General features: G+C 72.1%; 9 protein-coding genes and 1 pseudogene. 8 read left to right on the forward strand and 2 right to left on the reverse strand.

The annotated features are described in order from the left end of the window. Nucleotides 1-229: 229 nt before the first annotated feature. Entirely contained in the window at nucleotides 230-1,213 is a 984-nt protein-coding gene (locus ACH4DX_RS03520; protein WP_398153828.1) for a LysR family transcriptional regulator, read from the reverse strand. Next, nucleotides 1,210-2,169 (reverse strand): LysR family transcriptional regulator, encoded by a 960-nt coding sequence (locus ACH4DX_RS03525; protein ID WP_398153829.1) that lies wholly within the window; start codon nucleotides 2,167-2,169, stop codon nucleotides 1,210-1,212. Before ACH4DX_RS03525 ends, ACH4DX_RS03520 begins: the two co-directional genes overlap by 4 nt. 642 nt (nucleotides 2,170-2,811) lie before the next feature. Between ACH4DX_RS03525 and ACH4DX_RS03530 the strand changes: the two genes are divergently transcribed. From ACH4DX_RS03530 to ACH4DX_RS03565, 8 genes and pseudogenes are all read left to right on the forward strand, one after another. Next, nucleotides 2,812-3,591: a tRNA-dependent cyclodipeptide synthase gene (locus tag ACH4DX_RS03530; protein WP_398153830.1), complete on the forward strand. Its 780-nt coding sequence runs from the start codon at nucleotides 2,812-2,814 to the stop codon at nucleotides 3,589-3,591. Next, complete coding sequence (locus ACH4DX_RS03535) at nucleotides 3,588-5,081, forward strand: purine-cytosine permease family protein (RefSeq protein WP_398153831.1); 1,494 nt, start codon at nucleotides 3,588-3,590, stop codon at nucleotides 5,079-5,081. The genes ACH4DX_RS03530 and ACH4DX_RS03535 overlap by 4 nt, the downstream gene beginning before the upstream one ends. A 1-nt stretch (nucleotide 5,082) precedes the next feature. Beyond that, a complete protein-coding gene (locus ACH4DX_RS03540; protein WP_398117401.1) occupies nucleotides 5,083-5,436 on the forward strand; it encodes a rhodanese-like domain-containing protein in 354 nt (117 codons plus the stop codon). Nucleotides 5,437-5,518: 82 nt separating this feature from the next. After that, nucleotides 5,519-5,968, forward strand: a complete 450-nt coding sequence (locus ACH4DX_RS03545; RefSeq protein ID WP_398153832.1) for a thioredoxin family protein — start codon at nucleotides 5,519-5,521, stop codon at nucleotides 5,966-5,968. 168 nt (nucleotides 5,969-6,136) lie between these two features. Then, on the forward strand, nucleotides 6,137-7,405 hold the full coding sequence (locus tag ACH4DX_RS03550; RefSeq protein ID WP_398153833.1) for a S8 family peptidase: 1,269 nt from the start codon (nucleotides 6,137-6,139) through the stop codon (nucleotides 7,403-7,405). Beyond that, the gene (gene trxB / locus ACH4DX_RS03555; RefSeq protein WP_398153834.1) at nucleotides 7,402-8,391 is read left to right on the forward strand and encodes a thioredoxin-disulfide reductase; all 990 of its coding nucleotides are present in this window, start codon (nucleotides 7,402-7,404) and stop codon (nucleotides 8,389-8,391) included. Before ACH4DX_RS03550 ends, trxB begins: the two co-directional genes overlap by 4 nt. Nucleotides 8,392-8,775: 384 nt before the next feature. Then, nucleotides 8,776-9,708, forward strand: a pseudogene (locus tag ACH4DX_RS03560) (HAMP domain-containing sensor histidine kinase); the annotation flags it as partial. Between the two features lie 242 nt (nucleotides 9,709-9,950). Then, nucleotides 9,951-10,604 carry a response regulator gene (locus ACH4DX_RS03565; protein WP_398117409.1) on the forward strand — a complete coding sequence of 218 codons (654 nt, stop codon included), beginning with the start codon at nucleotides 9,951-9,953 and terminating at the stop codon, nucleotides 10,602-10,604. Nucleotides 10,605-10,757: the final 153 nt, after the last annotated feature.

Genomic DNA, 10,757 nt, shown 5'->3' on the forward strand with positions numbered 1-10,757 from the left:
CGTCCGCCTCACCGTCCAGGACTGCGGCACCGCCACCGGTCGCTTCGCCCCGACCGATCAGCTACATGCTCGCCCGCCGACTCGCCGCACCGTCCGCCGAACTCATGACCACCGGCACGGGTGTGATCCTCGTGGATGTCGCCACCGGGTCACAGGCGTGGACCGAACCGGCCGGAGGCGGTTGGGCCGTGCACCGGCACGGCTCTCCTCGCGGTGTCGGCAACGGAGTTCATGCCGGCGAGCCTCCCTCCAGCCGAGCCGGAAGACAAGCGCACCGCGCCAGCAGCGCCCGATGCTCCCGAGCCAACTGCTGAGCCAGCGCGGGGGCGTGGGAGGCGTACGGGCTGCCGACGCGGTAGACCAGGTACTGGTGGGAGCGCAGGTCCAGGTCGGCTATCGCGCGTAGGGCGACCCCGGGGCCAGTGGCTCGCATGGCCTGCCACAGGGCTACGGAGCGCTGGTCGCGGATGATCGCGGAGCGGGGTCCTGTCACCGCGATGTCGTGGCCTATGCGGGGCGCGAAGTCGAAGGCCGAGCAGATTCCGCGCAGCCAGTCCACGCAGCCGTCCGGGCCCGAGCAGGAGATCCACTCCTCCTCGGCGAGGTGACGCATCGTCAACAGGGGTGTGGCGGTGAGGTGGTGGTCGGCCGCCAGTGCCGCGAGCATCGGGGTCTGCGCGCACGCGATCTCCGCCACGCTCCCGTCGGCGGCGCAGCCATCGGTGGCCGTGCGGTCGTCGAGGCCGATGTCGATCTCGCCGATGTGCAGGAGTTCGTAGAGTTCGCGCGAGGAGGCGACCGTCACGATACGGGGGCGTTCGGCGCCGCAGGTCAGTGCGCGCAGGCAGCGCAGCAGCGGCTCGTACAGCGTGCTCGTGGCCCAGCCGACCCGCAGCGCGCCGCGCCGGTGGACCTGGTGGGCGCGGAGCTGCGCGCCCAGGTCGTCGAGCTGGCCGAGGATCGTCTCGGCGTGGGCCAGGACGACGGCGCCGAGCGGCGTGGGCCGGGCCCCGTGCACGCCCCGCACGAAGAGGCTGCCGCCCATGAGCTGCTCGACGCGGCGGAGCTGGCGGCTGAGGGCGGGCTGCGGCAGGCCGAGGGACAGGGCCGCCCGGTTGAGGCTTCCGTGGTCGGCGATGGCACAGAGGCCGCGTAAGTGGCGGATCGTCAGGTCCATGGGGGTCAACCGCGCTTTCTCGGTGGTCCTGGTCATGGTGGTGGACGGTGGCGCCGAGGGGGCGGCGGCTCTCCACCGTCGGCGGGTGGCGTGGCGGACGGCTGCGCGTCGCGGACCGCTTCCGCGAGCGCAAGGGCGTACCCGGCGAGGCTGCTCGACCGCGTCCAGGCGAGGACGAGCTGGGAGCGGGCCACCTCCTCGCGCAGCGAGCGGTACACGAGAGCGGGCGTCGGCGCGGGCGGCGGGTAGGTGACGTGGACGGCGCCGGACGCGCAGGCCAGAGCCGTGGCGACGGATTCGTCGGGGGCCAGGGCCAGTTCCGGTGCGATACCGCAGTGCGCGGCGACGGCCAGGAAGTGTCGCCGCAGGGCGCTGGTGCGGGGACCCGTCAGGACGCATGTCTCCGACGCGAGGTCGGGCGTCCCCACGGAGGTGCCGGCGGCGAGCCTGTGGTCGGCGCCGACGCCGGCGCAGAGGCGTTCGGAGGCGATGACGGCGCTCTCGACGTCATCGGGCAGCGGCGGGTCGAGCAGCGGGAGGCGGCGCAGCACCGCCACGTCCAGGTCCCGCGCGCGGAGCGCCTCCAGCAGGACGCCGCTGGAGTCGTCGGTGCGCACGCACAGCGCGGCGTCGGGCAGCAGCGAGTGGATCGCACCGGCGACGGTCGCCAGGATCGCGTTGCGGATCGAGCCGACGCGCACCCGGCCCGCCGCGGAGGCCTCGTCGCGCGTGTGCGCCGCCACCGCCGACAGGAGCCCGTCGAACTGCGAAAGCAGCGCCTGCGCGCCGCAGAGCAGGATGCTGCCCGCGGTCGTCGGCGTGGTGCCGCCGTGGTGCCGTCTGAAGAGGGTCGTTCCTACGGTTCGTTCGATGCGCTGGAGGTGACGGCTGACGTTGCTCTGGCCGGTGCCGAGCTGTCGCGCGGCAGCGGCCAGGCTTCCCGTCTCGGCGATGGCCCGAAGGATGCGTAAGTCGTGGATTTCAAGGTTCATGACAAGTGGCGGCTCATGGCAAGCAACAGCTCATGACAAGTGACGCTCATGACAAGTGGAGCGAGGGGGTGTGGGTGGGGGAGTGGGGGTGAGGAGGAATCAGTGGGCTCCGGTGCGACTCCGCGACCCGAATATACGGTTGCCATGGTCAGTAGCGCCAGAGGTGGGCGGGGATTACATCGCCGGTTTCGCGTGTCTCGGGGAATTGGTACGTACTATCCTGCGCACGCCGCGCGTTCGCGCCCGGGCCGAGGTGATGTGACGTAATTCGGCAAGCGGCGGATACGGGAAGGTGCGCGCTGCGGCACGGCGGCGGGGCGCGGCGCAATGCAACCCAATGCGGCCCCAATGCAGCGTGATGCGTCCCAATGCGGCGTGATGCGGCGGGATGTGGCAGGCCGGGAATGCCGCACGGCGGCGGGTCGGGGAATGCGGCAAGTTCGATAATCCGCAGCGGCGCAATGCGGCGCGGCCGGGTATGCCCGCACGGCATAACCCCGTCGGCACTACCCGGGCCGTGAGGTGCGCGCGACCATCTTGCTGGCTGCCCCGAACTGTCAGGTTCATGACTGTGGCGGGTGGTGGTCGTCCCTGTCGTTGGAGAGGCCCTCGTTGGAGAGGCCCGTTGGCGAGGTGCCAGAAATGTTCGACGAAGAACCACTCACCGAGGGGTGCGGCGAGGTCCTCGCCGTCGCCGACCACGCGTGCATCGGCGTCAGCCCCTTCAACAGCTATTTCAGCACCACCAGGCTGACCGAACTCGCGCGTTGGGCCTCGGAGCGCTTCGGGAGCTGCCACTTCTTCATTCCGGACACGGTTTCCGCGTACACCATGGAAGCCCTCGGTTATGCACCGGAGCGGGCCCGGCACAAAGCGCGACGGCAAGGGCAGTACACGTACAACAAAGTGATGACGGCCCTGTGCGCGCTGGACGTGCCCGAGCCTCAGCAGCGCGTTCTGGGAATGGAACGACTGAGCGGAAACCAGCGCTACTGTGAACTCCTCGCTGCCGCCACCGCTCTTTTCGAGAGGGACGCCGCTTTCCGTGTCGCGTGTCTCGACGCCACGCACTGGGTGCTCGACAGGAAGCTGGCGCGGGGCGCGACGCCCACTTGTGAGCAATTACGGCTCGCTGTGCGCTATTTCCTCGCCGAACTCCCGCTCTTCACCGACTCCGGCGGAATCGCCGCCGCCGGGGCTGGGAGGGGCGGTGGGTCGATGTTCGTCTACCACCAGCGAGTGGCGTTCCTGGAGCGCTTCTACGCCGGGCTCCTGCCCTGGAAGCCGGCACCGGGGCAGGGGTTCCTGGTCGTCAGCGAGCCACAGCCGGAGCAGGCGGAGCCGCAGCAGGGGCACGTGGAGCCGCGCAGGGGCCGGGCGGAGCCGCCGGTGCTCGGGGAGACGAAGGTGGCGAGCCGGTGAGCGGCACGGACCGGGACCCGGTGGGCGGCGCGGACCGGGACCCGGTAAGCGGCACGGGCCAGCACCCGGTGGGCGGTACGGGCCGGCACCCGGCGTGCGACACGGGCCGGCACCCGCTGGGCGACACCGGCCAGCACCCGGTGCGCGGCGCGGAGCAGAACGGCGACGTGCTCGACGACTACGCGTTGGTCCGGGTGCCCGAACACGCCCGCTGTTCCTGGCTCTCCGTCGCCGTGCAGCGTTTCGGACAGGTCTCCTCCTTCCAGCAGTTCCTCGTCGGCGCCGTCCTCGGCTTCGGGATGTCCTTCAGGGACGCCGTCATCGCCATCACGGTCGGCTCCGTGATGCTGGAGGTCATCACGATCCTGCTCGGCATCGCCGGAGTCCGGGAGGGCGTCTCCGTTTCGGTGCTGGCCCGCTGGTCCGGGTTCGGCCGCAAGGGCTCGGCCCTGGTCGGCCTGCTCATCGCGCTGAGCCTCGCGGGTTGGTTCGGGGTGCAGAACGGAGTGTTCGCGCGCGGCATGCACGACCTCGCGGGCGGCACACCGGAATGGGTGTGGGCGCTGATCGGTGGCGCGGTCATCACCGTCATCACCGTCTTCGGCTTCACCATGATGGCGTGGACGGCCTATCTGACGGTCCCGTCCTTCCTGTTCCTCGCGGGCTACTCCATCATCGACACCCTGGCCGGGCACTCCCTGGCCGACCTGATGGCCGCGCCGCCGCCCGGCCCTGCCATGTCCCTGGCGGAGGGCACCACGCTGGTCTCCGGCGCCTTCATCCTCGGCGCGATCATGACGCCCGACATGACCCGCTTCAACCGGCGCCCCGCCGACGTCGTCAAACAGACGCTGATCAGCGTGACGCTCGGCGAGTACCTGATCGGCCTGACGGCGGTCCTGCTCGCGCAGGCCGCGAAGTCGGTCGACATCGTCGGCATCATCACCTCCTCGTCGGGGCTCCTCGGCACACTCGTCCTCGCCACCGCGATCCTCAAGATCAACGACTGGAACCTGTACTCGTCGTCCCTCGGCCTGGTGAACTCCGTCGACGTGCTCATCGGCCGCCGGGTCGGCCGCCGCGCCGTCACCTGGGTGATCGGCGCTGCGGGCACCGCGCTCTCCGCGATCGGCATCGTCGACAACTTCACCGACTTCCTGGAGACCATCGGCGTCCTCGCACCGCCCGTGGCCGGGATCATCATCGCCGAGTACTACGTGGTCCGGCAGTTCCGCCCCGAACTCGACCGCGCGCGGGCCGACAACACCATGCCCGCGCAGACCGCCGACTGGATGCCGCTCTCACTGGTGTGCTGGGCCTTCGGCTCCGCCGTCGGCAAGTACCTGGACGCCGGGATCCCCGCGATCAACTCGGTGCTCGCCGCCCTGCTCCTCTACATCGCGGCCGGCAAGGCCCTCATGGCGCGCAGGGCGTCCAGCGTGGACGTAGTCCCCCTCGCGGAAACCGACCTGACCAAATCCGGAGGCTGACGTGCTGCCGCTCGTGAAACGCGACGAACTGCGCGAGGAGATGGAGGCGGGGAACGTCACCGTCGTCGACACGATGCCCGCCGACTACTACGCGCGCGAGCACCTCCCGGGAGCCCTCAACATCCCCGGGTTCCCCTACGAGGACGCGGCCCGGTCCACCGACGAACTCGCCGGGGGCCTCCTGCCCGACCCCGCGGTGCCGATCGTCGTGTACTGCGCCAACGTGCCCTGCCGCAACAGCGAGTTGGTGGGTGCCCGGCTCGTCGAGCTGGGTTACACCGACGTCCGCAAGTACCGCGAAGGCATAGAGGACTGGGTCGGGGGCGGACTGCCGACGGAGTCCGGCAGTCCGTGACCCGACCCCCGACCGGCCGGATGCCGGACACCCCCCACGCGGGGGCGCGCCGTCGCGCCCCCGCCGACCGGAAGGACATGCAATGTTCCGCAGAACAGCCGTCTCCGTAGGGCTCGCGGCAGCGCTCCTCGGCGCCGTGGCCCTGCCCGCCGCCGCCGACTCGGCGCCGTTGTCGACACGTACGGCGAACGCACCGGTCGGTGCCGCCGCCACGGTGATCGACGTGACCTCGCAGAACTTCCCCGAGGTCCTGAAGATGTCCGAGCAGCGCCCCGTGGTCCTGGACTTCTACGCGGACTGGTGCGGCCCGTGCAAGCAGATGAAGCCCCACCTGGAGAAGTTCCACCAGCAGGACGGGGACAAGTGGGTGCTCGCACGCGTCAACGTCGACAGGAACCGGCCCATCTCCCAGAAGTACAACATCCGGTTCATCCCCACCCTGGTGAACATCCAGAAGGGTGAGGAGGCGGGCAGCAGGCACGAGGGCTTCGACGGCCCCGCGCCGCTGCGGGCCTGGCTGAACGCTCTCTAGAACCCCCCACACCCGCACGCGCCGGCGACCCCGCGCGCCGGCGCGTGCACCGCCCGCCTTCCCCCAAGGCCGCCCCCCGAAAGGCCGCCCCCCGAAAGGCCGCCGGCCTCCCCCCGGAAAGACCGCCCGCCCCCCGAAAGGCCGCCCGCCTCCCCCGAAAGGCAAACGATGACAGCGAAGACCCTGCTCCGGTTCGTCACCGGGACAGTCGGTGCCACGGCCCTCGTCCTGCCCCTGCTCGGACCCGCGCACGCCGCCGGCACCCCCGGCACGACCGCCCGGGAACAGCAAGACGTCTATCTGATCCGTGTCACCGGGACTCCCGCCACGGAGGAAGCGGTCACCACCACGGCCAAGGACATGACCGCCCAGAACGGCGGGGACCTCCGCCGGATCTACTGGGCGGCGCTCCAGGGCTTCTCGGTGACCCTCACCCCGCAGGAGGTGACGAAGTACTACCGGGACACCCGGGTCAGCTCGGTCACCGCCGACCGTGACTTCCGGGTCGCGGGACACACCGTGAGGACGCCGACGGGTGCGGCGCCGACGACCTCGTGGGCCCTCGACCGCGTCGACCAGCGCGACCTGCCGCTCGACGGCTCGTACAGAGCCCGCAATCCGGCCCGCGGCGTCCGCGTGTACCTGGTGGACACCGGCGTACGCGTGGGCCACAGCGAGTTCGGCGGCCGGGCGCGCGGCGCCTACGACGCCGTCAACCGCACACCGGGCGGAGCACGGGACTGCAACGGACACGGCACGGCCTCCGCCTCGATCGCGGCCGGCCGGCGCGGCGGCGTCGCCAGGGAGGCGCTCGTGGAGTCCGTCCTGGCCTTCGACTGCCGGGGCACCGGCCGCCTGGAGCACCTGGCGTCCGCCGTCGACTGGATCACGGCACACGCCAAGAAGCCCGCCGTCGTCAACCTCGGCTTCTCCGGACCGCCCACCACCTTCCTCGACGCGCAGTTGTACGAGATGACACAGAAGGGCATCGCCTACACCACGGCCGCCGGCACCGCCGGTACGGAGGGCGACGACGCCTGCTCGGTGACTCCGGCGAGGCAGACCACGGGCATCACCGTCGCCGCCACCGACAGGAAGGACGCCAGGACCGCCGCGTCCAACACCGGGCCTTGCGTCCACCTGTTCGCGCCGGGCGACGCGGTGCCCGCCGCCGGCGCCGCGGGCGACATCGCACGCACCCGCCTCACCGGCACCTCCGCCGCGTCCGCCCTGGTCGCGGGGACCGCCGCCACGCACCTCGCCGAGAAGCCCGGCGCCACACCGGGCGACGTGGCCGAGGCCCTCACCGCGACCGCGACCAGGGACAGGGTGCACGGCGCGGGAGCCGACACCAAGAACCTCCTCCTGTACGCGGGCGGCGACACGCCCTCCGCCACGCACCCGGCCGCCCGCACCCCTCGCGGGGGCCGTCGGTGAACGACGCACTCCACGAGACGGTCATCATCGGTTCCGGTCCCGCCGGGTACACGGCCGCGCTCTACACCGCCCGCGCCGACCTCCGCCCCCTGGTGTTCTGCGGCACGCTCTACAGCGGCGGGGCCCTCATGACGACCACGGAGGTCGAGAACTTCCCCGGCTTCCCCGAAGGCGTCCAGGGCACCGAACTGATGGACGGCATGCGGGCCCAGGCCGAGCGGTTCGGGGCCCGCCTCGTCGAGGACGAGATCGTCGCCGTCGACCTGGCCGGTCCCGTCAAGTCCGTCACCGACTCCCACGGCGGCGTCCATCGCGCCCGTACCGTGATCGTCGCCACCGGCTCCGGCTACCGCAAGCTCGGCCTGCCGAACGAGGATGAGATGTCCGGCCGGGGCGTGTCCTGGTGCGCCACGTGCGACGGGTTCTTCTTCCGGGGGCACGACATCGCCGTGGTGGGCGGCGGCGACACCGCGCTGGAGGAGGCCACCTTCCTCACCCGCTACGCCAGGTCCGTCACCGTCATCCACCGGCGCGACACCCTGCGGGCCTCCAAGGCCATGCAGACCAGGGCGTTCACCGACCTCAAGATCACCTTCTGTTTCGAGACCGAGGTGGCGGGCATCCACGGCACCGACCGGCTCACGGGCCTCACCGTCTGCGACACCCGCACCGGTGACGTCATGCCCCTGGACGTCACGGGCCTCTTCATCGCCATCGGACACGACCCGCGCACCGGCCTCTTCGCCGGGCAGCTCGACCTGGACGAGCAGGGCTACCTCGCGGTGCGGGCGCCGACGACCGCCACGAACGTCCCCGGCGTCTTCGGCGCGGGCGACGTCGTCGACCACACCTACCGCCAGGCCGTCACCGCGGCGGGCACGGGCTGCGCGGCGGCACTCGACGCCGAGCGGTATCTGGCGTCCCTCGGGGACACCCCCGCGCCCGGGCCCGTGGGGGCGGATCTCCTGCTGGGCAAAGGCATGTGAACCCCGGCACAGACCGAGGGGCCCTCACCGGATCGGTGAGGGCCCCTCGTGTCATCGAGCGCCCGGCAGGCCTTGCACCTGCATTTCCCATCGGATGATGGACGTCTTTCCTTGGACCACAGACGCGTGACTCCCGTGCCGTGCACCGGAGTTACATGAAGATCGTACACCGATTCCGGACCCGTCCCGACCACCTCGCGAACCCGCGCGCACGGCGCTCCCGGAATGGGTGTCGTCACGGATGGATCCGGGCCGTCCCCTCGTCCAAGCTGGACCGGTTCGAAGGGGTACGTCGGCTTGCGTCCGGTCCGGGAGGATGGGGTGCGGTTGTGGCGGCAAGCGGAAGCGGGCGAGGAAGCGGTGGCGGGGTCGGTGTCGGTGTCGGTGTCGTTGTTCTGGCGGATCTTCCTGATGAACGCCATCGTCCTCGTGGTCGCCGCGCTGCTGCTCCTCAGCCCCATGGTGACCGTCTCGAGCCCCGTCCACTTCGGTGAGGCACTCGTCGTGCTCGGCGGGGTCGCCGCCATGCTCGTCGCCAACGCCGTGCTCCTGCGCGTCGGACTCGCCCCCTTGCAGCGGCTGAGCCGGGCCATGACCGCCGCCGACCTGCTGCGCCCGGGCAAGCGGCCCGCCGTCACCGGGCACGGCGAGGTGGCCGCGCTCATCGGGACCTTCAACGCCATGCTGGACCGCCTGGAGAGCGAGCGCGCCACCAGCAGTGCCCGCGCCCTCTCCGCCCAGGAGGCCGAGCGCCGCCGGGTCGCCCGCGAGCTGCACGACGAGGTGGGGCAGACCCTGACCGCCGTGCTGCTCCAGGTGAAGCGCGCCGCCGACCGGGCCCCCGAGCCGCTGCGCGAGGAGCTGAGCGCCGCGCAGGAGACCACCCGGGCCAGCCTGGACGAGATCCGCCGCATCGCCCGGCGCCTGCGCCCCGGAGTCCTGGAGGACCTGGGCCTTGTCAGCGGTCTGCGGGCCCTCGCCGGGGAGTTCAGCGAGTCGGGGCTCACCGTCCGGCACCGGTTCGACGGTGACCCGCCGCGGCTCGGGCAGGACGCCGAACTCGTCGTCTACCGCGTGGCGCAGGAAGCCCTCACCAACGCCGCCCGGCACGCGGGCGCCGGCCGCGCGGAGCTGGAACTGCGGTGCGCCCGGGACGCGGTGGAACTCGTCGTCCGCGACGCGGGCCGCGGCATGCGGGGCGCCACCGAGGGCGCAGGGGTGCGCGGCATGCGCGAGCGCGCCCTGCTGGCGGGCGCCCACCTCACGGTGGCGGCGGGCCCGGCGGGCAGCGGCACGGAAGTACGCCTGCGCGTGCCCGCGCAGGCACCCCCGTCCGCCCGCGCCGAGCGAGCCGTCCGCGCCGAGCGAGCCGTCCGCGCCGAGCGAGCGGTCCGCGCCGAGCGAGCGGTCCGCGCCGAGCGAGCGGTCCGCGCCGAGCGAGCGGTCCGCGCCGACCCAACCGTCCGCGCCGACCCAACCGCCCGCGCCGAGCGAGCCGCCCCCGCGCTGGACGAGGCCCGCGCCGCCGACACCGCCCCCACCCCCCGAGGAGCCCGCGCGTGACCGCCCCCGTGAGGATCCTCCTCGCCGACGACCACGCCCTCGTACGCCGAGGGGTCCGCCTCATCCTCGACGGCGAGCCCCATCTCACCGTCGTCGCGGAGGCGGGCGACGGCGCGCAGGCCGTGGAGCTGGCCCGGAGCGAGGGCGTGGACCTGGCCGTCCTGGACGTCGCCATGCCGCGGCTCACCGGGATCCAGGCGGCCCGCGAGCTGTCCCGGCTCCCGGATCCGCCGCGCATCCTGATCCTGACGATGTACGACAACGAGCAGTACTTCTTCGAGGCCCTCAGGGCCGGGGCGTGCGGGTACGTGCTCAAGTCCGTCGCCGACCGCGACCTCGTCGCCGCGTGCAGGTCCGCGATGCGCAACGAGCCGTTCCTCTACCCGGGTGCGGAGAACACCCTGATCCGCCGGTACCTGGACCTCGCGCGGCAGGGCAGGGCGCTGCCCCGCAAGGCGATCACCGACCGCGAGGAGCAGGTGCTCAAGCTCGTCGCCGAGGGCCACACCTCCAAGGAGATCGGTGACCTGCTCACCATCAGCGCCAAGACCGTGGAGCGCCACCGCGCGAACCTGCTCCACAAGCTGGGCCTGCGCGACCGGCTCGCCCTGACCCGGTACGCCATCAGGGCGGGCCTGATCGAGCCCTAGCCCCCCCGAGGGACCACCGCCGACGGCACGCACGTACGCACGCACCACCGCCGTCCGGCCATCTCGTGCTGCCCACCCGCCCCACGCCCCGCACGCGAGGACTGCCCGTGCCCGGCACGGGCACCACCAGACCCCACACCCCCCCACACCCGC

Source organism: Streptomyces sp. NPDC017940, from assembly GCF_044328435.1.
GTDB lineage: Bacteria > Actinomycetota > Actinomycetes > Streptomycetales > Streptomycetaceae > Streptomyces.

Excerpts from the sequence above, each read along its gene's own strand:
- ACH4DX_RS03520 (WP_398153828.1), bottom strand. The coding sequence starts at position 1,213 with ATGACCAGGACCACCGAGAAAGCGCGGTTGACCCCCATGGACCTGACG.
- ACH4DX_RS03525 (WP_398153829.1), bottom strand. The coding sequence starts at position 2,169 with ATGAACCTTGAAATCCACGACTTACGCATCCTTCGGGCCATCGCCGAG.
- ACH4DX_RS03530 (WP_398153830.1), top strand. The coding sequence starts at position 2,812 with ATGTTCGACGAAGAACCACTCACCGAGGGGTGCGGCGAGGTCCTCGCC.
- ACH4DX_RS03545 (WP_398153832.1), top strand. The coding sequence starts at position 5,519 with ATGTTCCGCAGAACAGCCGTCTCCGTAGGGCTCGCGGCAGCGCTCCTC.
- ACH4DX_RS03550 (WP_398153833.1), top strand. The coding sequence starts at position 6,137 with ATGACAGCGAAGACCCTGCTCCGGTTCGTCACCGGGACAGTCGGTGCC.